This is a genomic window from Flavobacterium phragmitis, assembly GCF_900112575.1.
GTDB classification, from domain to species: Bacteria; Bacteroidota; Bacteroidia; order Flavobacteriales; family Flavobacteriaceae; genus Flavobacterium; species Flavobacterium phragmitis.
Map to the genome: position 1 here is coordinate 334,261 of NZ_FOMH01000006.1, position 18,198 is coordinate 352,458.

Genomic DNA, 18,198 nt, shown 5'->3' on the forward strand with positions numbered 1-18,198 from the left:
TAAATTAGCACTTACAATTTAAGCAATTTTAATAATATGAAAACCAGTTTGAAAATAGTTTTCTTTCTTTTACTTGTCTTTTCAATCGGTGAAAATACATTTGCACAATCTAAGAAACTTTCTGTAGACGACAAATTATTGCAGGATAGTCTTTACAATGGCAACAAGAAAAAAGCCATGAATTTTTCTATGAAAGATTTTGACAAACTGTTTTTTGAGTTTTTTAATAAAAAGAATGATCCTGATGTCGTTTTGACCAAAACTGAATTTTATACTTACACTGTTCAGATAGCCGCTTTTTCAGATAGGCTTATCAAATTATACCCTGAACAAAAGGAAGTTGCAGAAAAAAACAAAGAAAATTGGCTTTCTGAAAACTATGAAGATTATTTGGAATACAAGGCTTCTCAAAAAAAATAATCGTATTTTTGTTCTTTCATTCAATTCTAAAACTTTGAGGCAGTTTTTTCCTATTTTTATTTGTATTGTTTTTAATTCTTGTCAATATTTTGAGAAGCAGGTTCCGTCTGAAAAAGAGTTGCTTCAAAAGGAATTAAAATCAATCAATTGGAAAGAAGTAGACGAATATCCATCTGTTTCGAACTGCGAAAAAATTGCCGATAAAAAACTTCGCCAGCAATGCTTTTTTGAAGTAATGTCAAATCTTATTGAAGAAAAATTAAACGTTGACACTTTATCTATTTTATATCCAGAATTGGATACCATCGAAGTAAAAGTAACTGTTTTTCCAAACGCTACAATTAAATTTGAGCCTCAGTTTCCAAAAGATTCCGTAGCTTATGACACCATTAAAATTGATAGTATTTTACACGCTCGTCTGGTTGATTTTCCCAAAATAAATCCAGCCATAAAACGCGGTATTCCTGTAAAAACCCAATTTATTCTTCCAGTTATTTTAAAAGCAAAAGACGAGAAATAGTTTAATTAAATCAAGGAGCTCATTCCTGCTGTCCACTATATCTTTTGTGGTGAACCCCACCACAAAAGGATGCCGCTCCCATCAGGGCTAGGACATTTGTTTTCAAAAGAGTTTACTTTTTAAATTGCCGACCTTTCCATTCATAAGAACCAAAAAAACTATACAACGCTACAATTGAACTAAAAAATGGGTAAAGCAAACTGCTTAACAACAAACTTTTTATTCGAGTTCCTGTTAAAAATTGATTGGTTATGGATAATAAAATAAAGTCGGTTAAAAACTTAAAAAAGGCAAATAAAACCAAAATTGGATAACTTAGAACTCCAAATAAGAATAAGAAAAAACTAACGACTAAAGTTAGATTACCGAAGAAAACAATCAAGCCTAAAAACTTTCCGAAAGTACTTCTATATGAACCTGTTTTAGCCGCCCAGCGCACTCTCTGGTAAAAAAGAGCTTTCCAGTTTTCGGTTGGTTTTGTTGTTATAATTGCTTCTTTTGCTTTTAGATAACGAACTTCATCTGGGAATTTCTCCATTGCTTTTTGCAGTAAAAAAACATCGTCTCCGCTGGCGATTTTATCATTCCCTTCAAAACCGTTTAGATTTTCAAACAATAATTTTGTGTATGCAAAATTGGCTCCATTGCACATAAAGCCTTTATTTAAACCAAAACTTCCAATTGACGCGCCTTGTAAACTCGTTAAATCCAATTGCTGAAAATGATCTAAAAAAGAATTGTCGCATTGGTATGAAACTGCTCCGGCAAGCATCAAAACTTTATTCTGCTGCATATAATTATCGTAAGTCAAAAGCCAGTTTTCGGGAACAATGCAATCGGCATCTGTTGTAATTACCCAATCGGTTTTTACAGACTTCATAGCTGTCGTGATTGCATCTTTTTTGGGAGAATTGGATACTCTAACATTATCAATTATAGAAACTTGGAATTTGGATTCTAAAAATTGGGATTTCTCATTAGAGTTATCATCAACCAAAATAACCTCAAATAAATCTGTTGGGTAATTGAGTTTCGAAATACTATTTAACAGGTTTGGCAAGTTATCCTCTTCATTCCTAAACGGAACAATTATGGTAAAACTCGTTTTTGGTTTTAAATCTGTTTTTTGATATTTTCTGACTTTTAAAAAACCATAAATCAGCAAACTAATACTAATTATATAAAGGATCAATATTCCAGATAAAGCAGAAATCATGCTGTTTTGGTTTTAAAATTAAGCACAAAATAACTTCCTAAAATCACCGGAAGCACCACATTCAAAAACCACATTAAAGTACTAATAAAAACAACAATCCATTCGTTTACGCCTAGAATTCCGAAGAAATACATCGCAACACTTCCTTTTACGGCAAAGTCCAAAAACTGAAATGTTGGTAATGAAGAAGCTAGAAAATAAACCGATGTCACAGTTGCAATCAAAATGGAATAAGGTAAATCGACATCAAAAGCCAAAAACAAAAAGTAATACTGATGCGAAAAAACCAAATAACGTAAAATGCCTAAAACAATATTTTTCCGATGAACCGTTTTCGGAATTTCATTGATTTTATGAATCAGTTTTTCAATCGAATATCCTTTGATTTTGATTTTCTTTAAAGAGAACAAAACAATCAAAAGCAATACAAATCCGCCAAACAAAATGGCTACTGTTTTGGTTGTAATAATGTGGTATTGTGCATTGAAATACATCAAACCAAATATTCCAAAAATGACCGTTAAAATCATCTGGATTCCGTTGCAGATTAAGTTCAGGAAAACGACTCTTTTAGCTTCCGATTTTGGATAATACAATGCTTTTCCAGCGTACTCACCTACCCCATTTGGCGTAAAAATTCCAGCTGTCAACGCGGCTAAAACCTGTTTTGTGGCTTCGTAAACAGATATTTTATGAATGACCTGAGCCAAATTCTGCCACTTCAATATCTCGAAATAACGATTCAAAACACTCAAAAGAAGAATAAACGAAATCCCTAAAACCGATTGGTTTTTCTTGAACAAGACAATAAACTTCTGCCAGTCTAATTTGTCGTTGTTAGCCAGCTGATTATATATAAAATAAAATGCGCCGCCAACAATTAAAAGTTTGGCCAGAAGAACTAGGAATTGCTTAGCTTTGTGAGGAATTGAAATCATGCCGCAAAAGTAAAGCTATTTCGCAAAGATTCACGAAGAAATCACAAAGATACACGGAGAAAATAAAAACTTTGTGAATCTCTGTGGCAACTTGGCGAAACTTGGTGTAACCAACAAAGAATGACACAAGAACGCATCATATTATTTTTTTCATTGTTATTAATTTTATCATGTAAAAAAGTTGATCAAAATTCAGCAAAAATGTATGTTAGAATTATGGGCAAAGGTTCTTGGGGTTATAATGATGAAAAAGGAAATGTTGTTATTCCGTTAGGAAAATATAAATTCCTAAATCCAATGGATGAGAAAGGAATGATTTTAGCCGAATTAAGAAACAAACACGGCTATATTGACATTCATGAAAATATAATTGTTCCATTTTATTTTGATGACATTGCTTTGTTTTCCGAAGAACTAGCTTGTGTAAAAAAAGACAAGAAATATGGATTTGTTGATCGAAGCGGAAAAATCGTAATTCCAATTCAATTCGAAGAGGAAACCGATTTTCAGAAAACTGGATTAGCACTTGTGAAGAAAAATAACCTCTATGGTTTTATAAATCAACAAGGAAAAGAGATAATTCCAATTATTTATCAAAATGCAAAGGAAAGTATTGCTGATAGTTTAGTCTGTTTATATAAAAAAGGAAAATGGGCATTTTTTGATTCGTTTGGAAAGCAAAAATCTGATTTTATTTATGATGAAATTGCTTTAACGGACATCGATATCAAAGGAGAAAATAAAAGTACTTTTTGGAAAAATGGCTTAATACTAGTTCGGAAAAATAATAAAAAAGGATATTTAAATAAAGAATTAACAGAAATGATTCCATTTGGGAAATATAGCACTGCTGAAATATTTAATCAAAACAGAATTGCAATTGTTTCTAAGAATAATAAATACGGAATTATAAATGAATTTGGAAAAGAAATAGTTAAACCAGAATATGACACTATTGAACATCCTGAAGAATCTTATCATAAATCTGAAATTTTTCTTGCTAAAAAGGGCAAAAATCTTGTTTTAATAGATGAATATGGGAAGAAAATTTATGACAAGATAAAAGGCTTCTCTTTTGATTACTGTCGTTTAAATAAAAAAATTGAAAAAATCTATCACGTTCAAGATTTGAATGGAAAATACGGTGCGATAGACACAAAAGGAAAATTGATAATTCCTGTTGTATATGAGGAATTTGAGGATTTTGGAAGCAACTATAATGCAATTGTAAAATATAAAGGAAAGTTCGGACTGATTGATTCTAACAACAAAGTAACTTATCCAATTGAGAACAAAGCAATTTATAGTGACAGAAGAGAACTGGATTATTATGTTATAAAAAACAAAGACGGCAAATTTGGCATAATAGATAAAAACCTAAAACCTATTTTTAATTTTGATTTTCAGGATTTATCCCCTTGTATTTACGATCAAAAAAATAGATTTATTGCCAAACAAAATGATAAATATGGCGTTATAGACAGAGCCGGAAGAATAATTATCCCTTTTGAATATAGCGAAATGTCAAATTGGGTTGAATATGGACCAGGTGAAAATTATCATTTTGTTATTAAAAACAATAAAAGAGGTTTGATAACTAAAGAAGGAAAAACTATTATTCCTCCAATTTATGAAAACTTATTTTATCATAATGAGAAGACGATTGTATTATCTAAAAATAATAAATATGGAGTTGTAAACATTCAAAACAAGATTATTATTCCTTTGATTTACGATAAAATTTATGCTGATGTTCATTACTTTGACCCTCAAAAGAAAGAAGCTGAATTTTATGTTTTAAAGAATGGTAAATATTCAATCCTAAATAGTAAAAAAGAAATAATTAAAACTAATGTTTCTAAAGAAGAAGTTGAAAACAATTTTCCTTTAGAATTTAAAAAACACACTTGACAAAAGAACGCATCATATTAGGTATTGACCCTGGAACCACGATTATGGGTTTTGGATTGATTAAAGTCACCAATAAAAAAATGGAGTTTCTGCAATTGAATGAATTGCAGCTTTCCAAATACGATAATCATTACCAAAAACTAAGAGTCATTTTTGAAAGAACGATCGAATTAATTGAAACACATTGTCCGGACGAAATTGCTATTGAAGCACCTTTCTTTGGCAAAAACGTACAATCAATGCTGAAATTAGGTCGCGCGCAAGGTGTTGCAATGGCTGCCGGACTTTCAAGAGGAATCCCTATTACAGAATATGAACCAAAAAAAATAAAAATGGCGATCACAGGAAACGGAAACGCCAGCAAAGAACAAGTCGCCAAAATGTTGCAACAACTTTTAGGCTTAAAAGAATTACCAAAAAATCTCGATTCAACAGATGGTTTGGCAGCTGCGGTTTGTCATCACTTTAATTCTGGGAAAGTTGTTGCGGGAAAAAGCTATTCGGGTTGGGATGCTTTTGTGAAACAAAACGAGGATAGAGTTAAAAAGTAAGTGTTCAGTAGTCAGATTTTTAGTGGTCAGTTGATTTTGAAAATCTACAATGATTCGTTTTTTTAGTATTCTGATGTTTCTGAAAAACGCTTATTTAAAAAGAAAGCTTTTTCTTATATTTATTTTTTAGTCATAAATAAAAAACATAATGAGATTTCAAGATTTACTAGCTTACAAAAAGTCGTTTTCATTAGCAATGAAAATATTTAATATTACAAAACAGTTTCCAAAAGAAGAAACATATTCATTAACCGATCAGATTAGACGTTCATCCAGAAGTGTCCCTGTTACGATTGCAGAGGCTTACAGAAAACGTATTTATCCAAAACATTTTTATAGTAAATTGACTGATTCTGATGGAGAAAATTCTGAAACACAAGTCTGGCTGGAATTTGCTCTTGCATGTAAATATATTTCAACCGAATTTTACAGTGAACTTTTATCAGAAAGTATCGAAATAGGAAAACTAATAAACTATATGCTTTTAAATCCAGAGAAGTTTGGAGTTAAGAAAAGTGATCAGTGATCAGGTTTTTAGTATTCAGTTTTTAGCTTGAGGAATACTGACCACTAAAAACCTGATCACTGAATACTAAAAACTGAATACTAAAAACTGAATACTAAAAACCTGAACACTGACCACTAAAAAATGAGCGGCATCTACATTCACATACCTTTTTGCAAGCAAGCTTGTCATTACTGCGACTTTCATTTTTCTACTTCAATAAAAAAGAAAGACGATATGGTTTTGGCATTAGCCAAAGAAATTGCTATGCGCAAAACCGAAAGTGATGGTAAAATTGAAACTATTTATTTTGGTGGTGGAACTCCTTCAGTTTTATCAAATGACGAAATCAACTTTTTAATTTTAGAAGTTTATAAAAATTATAAAGTTGTCGAAAATCCGGAAATAACTTTGGAAGCCAATCCAGATGATTTGTCTGCGGAGCGAATTCTGGAATTATCAAAAAGTCCGATAAATCGTCTGAGTATCGGAATTCAGTCTTTTTATGAAGAGGATTTAAAAATGATGAATCGCGCTCATAATTCGGCGGAAGCCAAAAAATGTCTGGAAGAAGCAACTAAATATTTTGATAATATTTCACTCGATTTGATTTATGGAATTCCAGGAATGAGTAACGAAATGTGGAGACAGAATATTCAAACCGCTTTGGATTTTGGTATTCCTCATATTTCGAGTTACGCTTTGACGGTTGAACCGAAAACGGCTTTAAGTAAATTAATTCAAACTGGAAAAATTGCTGAACCGCAAGACGAAGTGGCTTCGAATCATTTTATGATTTTGGTTGAAATGCTTCAAAAAAATGGTTTTATTCATTATGAATTATCCAATTTCGGAAAAGAAAATTATTTCTCCAAAAACAATTCGGCGTATTGGTTGGGCAAGAAATACATCGGAATCGGGCCTTCCGCGCATAGTTATGACGGCATAAAAAGAGGCTGGAATATTGCGAATAATTCACTTTATCTAAAAGCAATTCAAAACGACGAACTTCCGATTGAAACAGAAAGTTTAACCATTTCAGATCGTTATAATGAATATATTATGACAGGTTTACGAACCATTTGGGGCGTTTCATTAGAAAGAATTAAAAATGAATTTGGATCAGAATATTTGACTTATTTACTGGAACAATCTCAAAAATTCGTAAACGACGATTTGCTTTCAATCGAAAACAACATTTTAAAACCAACTCCAAAAGGAAAATTTTTAACGGATGGAATTGCTTCAGATTTATTTTATCTAGAATCTTAAAGTTTAACCGCAAGGTTCGCTAGGAATTACGCAAAGAACGCTATTTTATTTTTTGTAGGAATAAAATTATATTTTTATTGCTTAAGTATTTATATTTGAACTTTAAAAATTGATTTTATGTCTGAAAATGATTTATCGCGAATTGTGTTTCATTCAGCTTTGAAAGTTCATCAAACTTTAGGGCCGGGGCTTTTAGAAAGTGCTTATGAAGAATGCTTATTCTATGAGTTGAAAAAACTAAACTTATTGGTTGAAAAACAAAAGGCTCTCCCTCTAATTTACGAAGAAGTAAAATTAGATGTTGGTTATCGATTAGATATTTTAGTAGAAAATAAACTAATTTTGGAGATTAAGTCTGTAGATTGTCTAAATGAAGTTCATTTTGCTCAACTATTGACTTACTTAAAACTAACAAATTGCAAACTAGGATTATTGATAAATTTTAATGTCGCATTATTAAAGCATGGAGTTAAAAGAATAGCAAACAATCTTTAGTAAAATCCTTGCGACCTTTGCGTAAACCTTAGCGAACCTTGCGGTTAAATTATGATAGCAAAAATCAACAACTTCGAAATCGACTTATCAAAACCCATTGATATTTCTATTCCATTAACCAATACCGATGAAAACCCAATCGCTTGGTACATCGAAAAACCAGTTATAGAACCTGTAGTTTTTGGTGATTGGATTGGAAAAGTTTCGGAAGGAAAATCATCTACCAATTTCAATAATATTTTCTTCAATCCGCATGGACATGGAACACATACAGAATGTCTGGGACATATTACGAATGATTTTTACAGTATTAATCAATCTCTAAAACAGTTTTTCTTTTTTGCTAAATTGATTACGATTGAACCTGAGAAAATTGGGGATGATTTTGTGATTACGAAAGAGCAAGTTCAAATTGCGTTGAGCACTTCGACTTCGCTCAGTGTGACAAACGATGCCTTAATTATCAGAACACTTCCAAATTCAAAAGACAAAAAATCAAGAAAATACTCGAATACCAATCCGCCGTATTTATCTGAAGAGGCTGCGGTTTTCATCCGCGAAAGCGAAATTCAGCATTTACTGATTGATCTTCCTAGCGTTGACAAAGAACATGACGAAGGAAAATTGTTGGCTCACAAAGCATTTTGGAATGTAAAAGACACAGTAAATCTAAATGCTGATGCACGGTTAAATGCTACAATTACAGAAATGATTTATGTCTCGGACGATATTAAAGATGGCGATTATATCCTAAATCTTCAAATCGCTTCGTTTGAGAATGATGCAAGTCCGTCAAAACCAATTTTATATAAAATTTAAAGGTTGCCACGAATTACACAAATTTGCACTAATTTCTTTTTTTATTTTGCCACTCCCGATAGCTATCGGGATAAAATGATTTCCACAGATTTAATCATTTTTAATCCTTTAATCTGTGGCAAAAAATAATTCGTGAAAATTCGTGTAATTAGTGGCAAAAAAACTAAACAATATGATTACCGTTTCAACAGATAAAACTAAACTCGACGTTCCGTTTATACAAAACTTCCTAAAAGATATTTATTGGGCTGCGGGACGAACTATAGAAGAAGTGCAAACAACCATTGATGCTTCAATTTGTTTTGGAATTTACTTGGATGAAAAACAAATTGGTTTCGCACGTGTGATAACCGATTATGTAGTTTTTGCTTATTTGATGGATGTTTTTATTGATGAGAAACATCGCGGCAAAGGATATTCGTCCCTATTAATTGACACCATGATGAAAGAACCGCAATTGCAAGAAGTCAAAATCTGGCGATTGGCCACAACTGATGCTCACTTTCTATACGAGAAATTCGGATTTACAAAACTGAATCATCCTGAAAAGATGATGGAAAAAATAGTGAAATGAAAATAGTCTTAAAACTCGAAGAAACGGCTTTATTTATTTTGGGAATATTTCTTTTTAATCGTTTAAGTTACGATTGGTGGTGGTTTCTAGCTTTATTATTGACTCCAGATTTGTCGATGATTGGCTATGCTTTTGGGAATAAAATTGGAGCTTTGGCTTATAATATCTTTCATCATAAAGGAGTTGCACTTTTAATTTATGGCATCGGATGTTATTTAAGTATTGAAAGTATTCAATTAGCCGGAATTATTTTATTTTCACATTCGGCAATGGATCGAATTTTCGGTTACGGATTGAAATATGGAAAAGGGTTTAAATACACGCATTTAGGTGAAATTGGAAAATAAAAAGTTATGAATTTAGAAACGTTTTACGAATATTGTCTATCGAAAAAAGGCGTCAGCGAACATTTTCCTTTTGATGAAGATACGTTGGTTTTTAAAGTAGGAGGCAAAATGTTTGCTTTGTCTTCTTTATCACAATGGGAAAAAAACGAGCAGTCTGTCAACCTAAAATGTGATCCAGACCGTGCGCAGGAACTTAGGGCAGAATATGATGAAATACAACCCGGATTTCATATGAGTAAAGTACATTGGAATACGGTATCCTTAAACGGAAATTTACCCGTAAAATTTGTCAAAGAATTGATAGACCATTCGTATGAATTGGTTTTCAAAAGTTTGACAAAGAAAATTCAAAATGAAATAACCGAATTAGAAAATTAGGCATTACATTTGCAACGTTAGAAAAAAAACTTAGCAACTTAGTTACTGTGTAACTTAGCAACTTATAACACCATGAAAGAACAATTTAAAAAATTTCTGAACGAAGAACAAGATCCAAAAGCGATTGAAAAAATCACTTCTAAACTTACAGATTTATTGATGAAAGGTGAAGAAATTGGTTATATCGCAGTACAAAAAAAACCTGCTATTACTGTTTTCCCTGACAGTATTGTAGTAACAAACAAACGTATCATTATCTGTGAACCTAAAAACTTAGGTCTTTCAATGAACTTTACAGATTATGCATGGGATGATATTGCCAGTACTTTTGTAAAAGAAAATATCTTAGGTTCTGAATTTTCATTTGGTACCAAGACAGATTTAGCAGTTACTATTGATTATATTCCGAAAATTCAGGCTAGAAAAATTTATACTTACGCTAAAGAACAATTGGATTTATTTAAAAATCCAATAACTAACGCTGCACCAACTCCAGAAACTGTTGAACCGGTTTTTGAAGAAGAAGCTGAAGAAGAAGTTGAGGAAGTAGAAACAGAAGAAGTAACTAGCTTTGCTGAAATTTTACCTTCTGCTCCTACTGTTACAGAAACGTATGAACCGCTTCCAACACAGCCGACACAACCTGTGGGAGAACGCAGATTAAGTGATTTATCTAAAGAAGAACTTTTCGACAAATTACAGAACTACAAAAAACTTCTTGATAATGGTTTAATCATGCAGGGAGAATATGATGCTTACAAAAAAGAGATTTTAAGTTATATGTAGTTTTTAAAGTACAAAGTTCTGAGTACAAAGTACAAAGATTATTGACTTTGTCTAAAATAAAAAAAGCCCGAAATAGAGATTCTATTTCGGGCTTTCCCTTTATAACTTTGTGCTTAGAAACTTTGCACTTATTTACAAAGTTGCTTTCTGTTTGTCTAAAAAGCTGTGTGATTGTAACTCCAATAACTCTTTTGCATTTTTTCTTTGCAAATCGTAAAGTGCCTTATCTTCTGCAATATCAGCGTATACTCTATCATGCATTTCGGCACTTGTTTTCACTAATAAATCGCGTTGGTATTTGTTTTGTGATAAAGTTGCTTTCATTGCTGTTTCGGCTTCTTCCTGCTTGAAATCGAATTCTCCTTTTGGAGCTAATAATTTGGCAATAATCGGCGATGTTTCGATTGCTAAAAATAACAACATTATAAAAAATGACGGAAGCCAAGGCAGTTTGTTCAAGGCATTAATACGCGCCATTAATCCGTCGAAACCTTCAATGATGGGTTGTGTCTGCGAAACTTTTTTGTCTAAGTCGGCTTGTAATTGTATACCTGCTTTTTCTTTTTCGGCAATTTTGGCTTCGTTGGTCTTTTTCAGCGTTTCGAATTCTTTAAGAGCGGCATCGTGTTTTTCGCGTTTTTCTTTATAAACTGGGCCTTTTCCTAATTTCTTAGTTCCGCTAGTTCCCTCAGCTTCGGTGATATAAACAGAATACAAATCGTTTACTTCTTTTTCTTTCTTTACAATGTCAGCTTTTAGAGCAGCAATTTCAGCCTTATTTTTATCTAAATCTGTTTTGAAATAAGTACCAATTTGTTTTTTATTGGCCAATTCCATTTCATTTTTCTCTTTCAATAAAACGGTATTGATTTCTTTTTCGAAGATTTTGATTTCCAAAGGCTTTGAAATTACAATAGCAATAATAATGGCCAAAGCAATACGCGGAGTCGCCTGCAGGAATTCATCCATAAAACGATCTCTTTTCTTAATAGTAGAAACGATAAAACGGTCTAAATTAAAAATCAGCAAACTCCAAACAAAACCAAAAATTAAAGCGGGATAAATAGAATCGAAAACGGTAAAAAGCGCATAAGCACTGGCCAAAAAAGCCATAACTGCCGTAAAGAATACAGTGGCGCCAATTCCAACATATTTGGTTTGTTCGCCTTCCGAACAATCTTTCAAGAGATCTCGGTCGGCTCCTGAACATAGGATAAAAAATTGTTTTAACATGATTGATGATTTTTGATTGTGATTACTTCGTCAGTTCGCCTTACGGCTCGTGTGATACGGCAAATTTAGCGCCAAATTTTCAATTACAATCAAAATATCATTTTTCTTTTCACTGGGAATCAATTATTTGATGCTTTTCATGTTATTTAAAGATTAATAAATCTTAACACCAGGAGTACAATCATAACATTATGTTAATTTTTTTTCAAGGGTTTAGTAATAATAGGGTTCTAGCTTCGCAACCAAAATAAAACCAAACACACACAATGAAAAAATTTCTACTATTAACAACATTCTTTTTACTAGCCTTTACAGGTTTTGCTCAGAAAGCGATTATATCTGGAAAGATATTAGATGCCGATGACAAGTTGCCTCTACCTGGAGCCATGGTTCAAATTGTAGGCGAGAAAAAATACACCGTTTCAGATTATAACGGTCGTTTTGAATTATTGAATATTAACGAAGGAACTTATCAAGTTGAAGTTAAATATATAGGGTATACTACTATATCTCAAGAAATAAAAGTAGAGCAAGGAAAAAACAATGTAATTGATTTTGCTCTTAAAGCTTCTGAAAATGAACTGAAAGAAGTTATTGTCGGTGACATCTTAAAAGGTCAGGCAAAAGCACTGAATCAGCAGAAAAACAATAAAAATATCGGTAACGTAATCTCTTCTGATCAAATGGGACGTTTCCCTGATGCTAACGTGGGAGACGCTCTGAAACGTGTTCCTGGTATCACAATGCAGAATGACCAAGGTGAAGCTCGTAACATTATCATTAGAGGTTTGGCTCCGTCTTTAAACTCTGTTACTTTAAATGGTGACCGTATTCCATCTGCTGAAGGAGACAACAGAAACGTACAAATGGACTTGATTCCGTCTGATATGATTTCTACAATCGAAGTAAACAAAACCCTAACTCCTGATATGGATGCCGACGCGATTGGAGGTTCTGTAAATTTAATTACAAGAGCAACTCCAAACGGAGAAAGAATTTCTGCAACTCTTGCAGGAGGATATTTGCCAATTCGTGACCACGCTTCTTATACTGCAGGTTTCGTTTACGGTAATCGTTTTATCGACAACAAATTAGGAGTTGTAGTAAGCGGTTCTTACAACAATGTTGATTATGGTTCTGATAACATCGAAAACGAATGGGTAAAAGATGATTTCGGAAACGAATATTTACAAGCTTCAGAAATTAGAAAATATGATGTACAACGTATTCGTCGTAGTGGATCTATTGCTTTAGATTATAAATTCAACGAAAACAATACCATTTTTGCTAATGCAATCTACAACTGGAGAGATGATAGAGAAAATCGTTTCAGAACGACTATTGATGATATTGAACCCATTTACAATGGTGAAGAAATCACTGGTTTCGAAGGACGCGTAAAACGTCAGACAAAAGGTGGTTTGGATAGCAACCGTAACAAAAACAGAAGATTAGAAGATCAAAGAGTACAAAATTACTCTCTTCGTGGAGAGCACTTAATCAATTCTACTTTAGATTTAGACTGGTCTGCTAATTATGCAAAAGCTAGAGAATATCGTCCAGGTGAGCGTTATATCGAATACCGTCAGAAAGGTCTTGATGTATTTGAAAACTTAACAGATCCAAGATTTCCATTAGTTACTACAGCTGGAGAATCTATAGACGAATTTGCATTTGATTCGGTTACTGAAAATACAGATGAAACAAGCGAAAGTGAATTTGGTGCTAAAGTAAACATCCGTTTTCCATTCTCTGTAATTTCAGGAGAAAAAGGAAGATTGAGAACTGGTCTTAGACTTCGTTTAAAAGAGAAAGAAAGAAACAATATGTTTTATTCTTATACTCCATTAAATGATGATATGGAATTATTATCACAAGTTCCAACAAGTTATTATGATGGAAAAGATTTTAATCCAGGAAGTAAATATGTACCGGGAACTTTTGCTTCTGCAAACTATTTAGGAAGTTTAGATTTAAACAATGCTACTTTATTTGAAAAAGAAACTGATCCAGCTGAATATTTAGCGGTAAACTATAACGCTAAAGAAAGAATTACTGCTGCTTATGTAAGATGGGATCAAGATTTTAATGATAAACTTTCTATGGTAATGGGGGTTCGTGTTGAAAATACTCATATCGATTATACAGGAAACCGTGTATTAGATGAAGAAGAATTAGAAAGCAAAATCAACAATACAAACTCATACACAAATGTATTGCCAAGTATTTCATTCCAATACAACGCAACAAAAGATTTAGTTTTAAGAGCTGCTGCTACAACGGCTTTAGCAAGACCAAACTACTATGCATTGGCTCCTTATGTAAACAACATTGCTGCTGATAAAGAAATTACAGCTGGTAATCCTGATCTTGATGCAACGTATTCATATAACTATGATTTCATGGCTGAGAACTATTTCAAATCTGTTGGTTTGATTTCTGGAGGTGTTTTCTACAAAAGATTAAATGATTTCATTTACAACTACAGCGACAATCAATATACTGATGCGAAATTTGCTGCAGATTTCCCTAATCAGTCAAACCCAATTCCAGCGGGAGAAAACTGGTCATTTTTACAATCAAGAAACGGAGACAAAGTGGATGTTTACGGATTTGAAGTTGCTTTCCAGCGTCAGTTAGATTTCCTTCCTGGTAAATTCTTAAAAGGATTCGGTATCTATTTGAACTATACTTATACACAGTCTAAAGCAAGAGGAATTGCTGACGAAGATGGAAATGAAAGAAACGACATTAGTCTTCCAGGAACGACGCCACACATGTTTAACGGATCTTTATCTTGGGAAAACAAACGTTTCTCTGCAAGAATCTCAACAAACTTTACATCTGATTATTTAGATGAATTAGGTTCTGAGTCTTACAAAGACAGTTACTATGATAAGCAGTTTTTCTTAGATGCTAATGCTTCTTATAAAATCACTCCAAAACTTCGCTTTTTTGCTGAAGCTAATAACTTAACAAACCAACCGTTACGTTACTACCAAGGAGTTGCTGCACATACAAAACAAGCTGAATACTACCAGCCTCGTTACAATTTCGGATTGAAACTAGACTTGTAATCTGCTATTTTTAAAAATTCTTAAATTAGACAGAGTTTAGCGCTCTGTCTAATTGCATTAAAATATATAATACAAAATGAAAAATAAATCGATACTTGCTTTTTTACTTTTAAGCATTTCATTCACAGCTTGTAAAGACGATAAATTAGCGCCAATTCAGCCCAATGCTGTAAAACCTACTGTAGTTACTGAAGCTTTACCTCACGATACAGATGATCCTTCAATCTGGATTCACCCAACAGATCCTTCAAAAAGTATAATTGTTGGAACAGATAAAGACACGGACGGCGGTTTATATGCTTTTGATTTAAATGGAAAAATTCTGAAAAAATCAATTCCGCTAAAACGTCCAAACAATGTGGATATCGCTTATGGATTGATCATTGACGGAAAAAAAGTAGACGTTGCAGTTACGACAGAACGTGAAAGCAACAAAATCAGAATTTTCAGTTTACCAGATTTAGAACCAATTGATAACGGCGGAATTGAAGTTTTTGAAGGAGAAGCACAGCGCGATCCAATGGGAATTTCTTTGTACACTCGTCCAAGCGACGGAAAGATTTTTGCTATCGTTGGAAGAAAAACTGGTCCTTCTGGAAGTTATTTATGGCAGTATGAACTTTCTGGAAACGGAAAATTTGCTGCAACAAAAGTAGTTCGTAAATTCGGAACTTACAGTGGAAAAAAAGAAATTGAAGCGATTGCCGTGGATAATGAATTAGGTTTTGTTTACTACTGCGACGAACAAGTTGGAATTAGAAAATACAAAGCAGATCCAGCTTTGAATGATAATAAAGAGTTGGCTTTCTTTGGTCAAAAAGATTTCAAAGCAGATCACGAAGGAATTGCGATTTACAAAAAAACAGATTCTACAGGATATATTTTAGTGTCTAACCAGCAGGCAAACTCATTTATGGTTTACCCGAGAGAAGGTGCAAACGGAAATCCAAACAATCATCCGTTATTAGCTGAAGTTCCAACTTCTACAATCGAATGTGATGGTGCTGATGTTACAAGTATAAACTTAGGGCCAAAATTCAAAAATGGACTTTTCGTAGCCATGAGCAACGGAATGACTTTCCACTATTACACTTGGGATTTGATCCAAAAACGTATTGACGAAGGTAAGAAATAAGTTTGCAGTATTCAGTCGCAGTAGCAGTAGAAGTGTTCAGTGTTAAAATTACTGAGACTGCTAACTGAGACTGTAAACTAAAAAAAGCTGTTCTTTAATAGAACAGCTTTTTTACTTTGAATCAATTAATTCCTTTTATTCTGTAATCGGTGCACCTGCTAAGATTTCAGCATTTGCAAACTCTTCAAATTTGGCGAAGTTAGCTTTGAATTTCTGAGCTAATTCAATTGCTTTTTTATCATAAAGATCTTTGTCTTCCCAAGTATTTCTAGGGTTTAGAATTTCTTCTGGAACATTCGGGCAAGATTGTGGTTTTGCCAATCCAAATACTTTGTGATCTACATACGCTACATTGTCCAATTCTCCTTTTAGAGCAGCAGTAATCATGGCACGAGTATATTTTAGTTTCATACGGCTTCCAATTCCGTAAGGACCACCTGTCCATCCTGTATTGATTAACCAAACTTTTACACCGGCATCTTTCATTTTTTTGCTTAACATTTCAGCGTAACGAGTTGGATGTAAAGGCATAAATGGTGCTCCAAAACAAGCAGAGAAATTAGGCTGAGGCTCAGTTACACCAGCTTCTGTTCCAGCCACTTTTGCCGTATATCCAGAAATAAAGTGGTAAGCCGCCTGACCTGGAGTTAATTTTGAGATTGGAGGCAGAATTCCGAAAGAATCAGCCGTTAAGAAAAATATATTTTTAGGATTATGTCCCACCAAACCTGGCTGTACATTGTCAATATGAGTTATTGGGTAACTTACACGTGTATTTTGTGTTATAGAAACATCGTCGTAATCTACTTCGTTTGTTCCTGCTTTGAAAACCACATTTTCTAAAAGAGCCCCTTTTTTGATTGCTCTAAAAATGTCCGGTTCATTTTCTTCTGTTAAGTTGATTACTTTCGCATAACAACCACCTTCGAAGTTAAAAACAGTATTTTCGTTTGTCCAGCCGTGTTCGTCGTCTCCAATTAATTTACGTTCTGGATCAGCAGATAAAGTCGTTTTTCCAGTTCCAGATAACCCGAAGAAAATGGCTGTATCTCCATCTTCACCAACATTCGCGCTGCAGTGCATTGGAAGTGTATTTTTGAAAACCGGAAGGATAAAGTTTAATGCAGAGAAAATTCCTTTTTTCATTTCTCCTGTATATCCTGTTCCGCCTATTAAAGCGATTTTTTTAGTAAAATCTAAAATCGCAAAATTAGATTGGCGTGTTCCATCAACAGCAGGATCCGCCATAAAACTTGGAGCACATACTACTGTCCACTCTGGAGTAAAATTAGCCAGTTCCGATTCTTCTGGACGTAAGAACATATTGTAACAGAACAAATTCGACCAAGCTGTTTCAGTAACAACACGAACATTCAGTCTGTAATTTGCATCAGAGCATACATAAGAATCACGAACAAAAACCTCTTCTTTGTTGGATAAAAATGCTGTTACTTTATTGTATAGCTTTTCAAAAGCTAGAGGATCAAACGGGATATTTACATTTCCCCACCAAACCTGATCTTTTGTAATATCGTCTTTTACGATAAAACGATCTTGCGGAGAACGTCCTGTAAATTCGCCTGTATTAATTGCTAACGCTCCGGTAGAATTTTCGACACCTTGCCCTGACTGCAAAGTAATCGCATGTAATTCATCTGCAGATAGTTGGTAACGAACTTTTGCATTTTCAATTCCTAAGTCTTTTAACGAAATCGATTGCGCGAAAACTGTATTAGTGTCCATAAATTTTAAGTTATGTTGTGGTTTTTTATTTAAAGCAAAATTACAGATTAATTCTTATCACTCTTAAAATAATTAAATTTCACTTTGATTTATATCAAAAAAGAGAAATTTCACTTTAAAAATTACAAAAAGAAAAAAATAACCGCTTTTAATTTACTTATTTACAACCTTCTAACGGAATTTGTTATATTATTTTCGTTTTACAACAGAAAATAGAAAAAATTCACATAATGAAGATTATATGTTATTTATGAGACAAAATTAAAGATTAATTCTTA

At 33.1% G+C, this 18,198-nt stretch carries 18 protein-coding genes; 14 read left to right on the forward strand and 4 right to left on the reverse strand.

Annotation, left to right across the window (positions count from 1 at the left end; all coding sequences use genetic code 11):
• The first annotated feature begins 36 nt into the window (after positions 1-36).
• Both BM289_RS12965 and BM289_RS12970 read left to right on the forward strand, forming a co-directional pair.
• Positions 37-420 (forward strand): hypothetical protein, encoded by a 384-nt coding sequence (locus BM289_RS12965; RefSeq protein ID WP_091494115.1) that lies wholly within the window; start codon positions 37-39, stop codon positions 418-420.
• A gap of 34 nt (positions 421-454) precedes the next feature.
• Entirely contained in the window at positions 455-940 is a 486-nt protein-coding gene (locus BM289_RS12970; RefSeq protein WP_091494243.1) for a hypothetical protein, read from the forward strand.
• 112 nt (positions 941-1,052) lie between these two features.
• Here BM289_RS12970 and BM289_RS12975 read toward each other — a convergent pair whose 3' ends face one another.
• Both BM289_RS12975 and BM289_RS12980 read right to left on the reverse strand, forming a co-directional pair.
• Complete coding sequence (locus BM289_RS12975) at positions 1,053-2,156, reverse strand: glycosyltransferase family 2 protein (protein ID WP_091494117.1); 1,104 nt, start codon at positions 2,154-2,156, stop codon at positions 1,053-1,055.
• Complete coding sequence (locus BM289_RS12980; RefSeq protein ID WP_091494120.1) at positions 2,153-3,094, reverse strand: lysylphosphatidylglycerol synthase transmembrane domain-containing protein; 942 nt, start codon at positions 3,092-3,094, stop codon at positions 2,153-2,155. The genes BM289_RS12975 and BM289_RS12980 overlap by 4 nt, the downstream gene beginning before the upstream one ends.
• 201 nt (positions 3,095-3,295) lie before the next feature.
• Between BM289_RS12980 and BM289_RS12985 the strand changes: the two genes are divergently transcribed.
• The 10 genes from BM289_RS12985 (at position 3,296) to BM289_RS13030 (ending at position 10,732) form a co-directional block, all read left to right on the forward strand.
• Positions 3,296-5,005, forward strand: coding sequence for a WG repeat-containing protein (locus BM289_RS12985; protein WP_167365422.1), 1,710 nt, complete (start codon positions 3,296-3,298; stop codon positions 5,003-5,005).
• Positions 5,002-5,556, forward strand: a complete 555-nt coding sequence (gene ruvC / locus BM289_RS12990) for a crossover junction endodeoxyribonuclease RuvC (protein WP_091494125.1) — start codon at positions 5,002-5,004, stop codon at positions 5,554-5,556. Before BM289_RS12985 ends, ruvC begins: the two co-directional genes overlap by 4 nt.
• Positions 5,557-5,704: 148 nt before the next feature.
• Positions 5,705-6,082 carry a four helix bundle protein gene (locus tag BM289_RS12995; protein ID WP_091494128.1) on the forward strand — a complete coding sequence of 126 codons (378 nt, stop codon included), beginning with the start codon at positions 5,705-5,707 and terminating at the stop codon, positions 6,080-6,082.
• Between the two features lie 123 nt (positions 6,083-6,205).
• Entirely contained in the window at positions 6,206-7,333 is a 1,128-nt protein-coding gene (gene hemW, locus BM289_RS13000; RefSeq protein WP_091494131.1) for a radical SAM family heme chaperone HemW, read from the forward strand.
• 117 nt (positions 7,334-7,450) lie between these two features.
• Entirely contained in the window at positions 7,451-7,828 is a 378-nt protein-coding gene (locus tag BM289_RS13005) for a GxxExxY protein (protein ID WP_091494133.1), read from the forward strand.
• Between the two features lie 51 nt (positions 7,829-7,879).
• Entirely contained in the window at positions 7,880-8,647 is a 768-nt protein-coding gene (locus tag BM289_RS13010) for a cyclase family protein (RefSeq protein ID WP_091494136.1), read from the forward strand.
• A 172-nt stretch (positions 8,648-8,819) separates the two neighbouring features.
• Positions 8,820-9,221: a GNAT family N-acetyltransferase gene (locus BM289_RS13015; protein ID WP_091494139.1), complete on the forward strand. Its 402-nt coding sequence runs from the start codon at positions 8,820-8,822 to the stop codon at positions 9,219-9,221.
• Positions 9,218-9,568 carry a DUF4260 domain-containing protein gene (locus BM289_RS13020; RefSeq protein WP_091494142.1) on the forward strand — a complete coding sequence of 117 codons (351 nt, stop codon included), beginning with the start codon at positions 9,218-9,220 and terminating at the stop codon, positions 9,566-9,568. Before BM289_RS13015 ends, BM289_RS13020 begins: the two co-directional genes overlap by 4 nt.
• A gap of 6 nt (positions 9,569-9,574) precedes the next feature.
• On the forward strand, positions 9,575-9,946 hold the full coding sequence (locus BM289_RS13025) for an MmcQ/YjbR family DNA-binding protein (protein WP_091494144.1): 372 nt from the start codon (positions 9,575-9,577) through the stop codon (positions 9,944-9,946).
• A 72-nt stretch (positions 9,947-10,018) separates the two neighbouring features.
• Positions 10,019-10,732, forward strand: a complete 714-nt coding sequence (locus tag BM289_RS13030; protein ID WP_091494147.1) for a PH domain-containing protein — start codon at positions 10,019-10,021, stop codon at positions 10,730-10,732.
• A gap of 132 nt (positions 10,733-10,864) precedes the next feature.
• Here the strand turns inward: BM289_RS13030 and BM289_RS13035 are convergent, their stop codons facing one another.
• Positions 10,865-11,965: a DUF4407 domain-containing protein gene (locus tag BM289_RS13035; protein WP_091494149.1), complete on the reverse strand. Its 1,101-nt coding sequence runs from the start codon at positions 11,963-11,965 to the stop codon at positions 10,865-10,867.
• A gap of 266 nt (positions 11,966-12,231) precedes the next feature.
• Here BM289_RS13035 and BM289_RS13040 point away from each other — a divergent pair, with 266 nt between their 5' ends.
• Together BM289_RS13040 and BM289_RS13045 are read left to right on the forward strand one after the other, a co-directional pair.
• Entirely contained in the window at positions 12,232-15,042 is a 2,811-nt protein-coding gene (locus tag BM289_RS13040; protein ID WP_091494152.1) for a TonB-dependent receptor, read from the forward strand.
• A 76-nt stretch (positions 15,043-15,118) separates the two neighbouring features.
• The gene (locus tag BM289_RS13045) at positions 15,119-16,177 is read left to right on the forward strand and encodes a phytase (RefSeq protein ID WP_091494155.1); all 1,059 of its coding nucleotides are present in this window, start codon (positions 15,119-15,121) and stop codon (positions 16,175-16,177) included.
• Between the two features lie 135 nt (positions 16,178-16,312).
• Here the strand turns inward: BM289_RS13045 and pckA are convergent, their stop codons facing one another.
• The gene (gene pckA / locus BM289_RS13050; protein WP_091494157.1) at positions 16,313-17,920 is read right to left on the reverse strand and encodes a phosphoenolpyruvate carboxykinase (ATP); all 1,608 of its coding nucleotides are present in this window, start codon (positions 17,918-17,920) and stop codon (positions 16,313-16,315) included.
• Positions 17,921-18,198 lie beyond the last annotated feature (278 nt).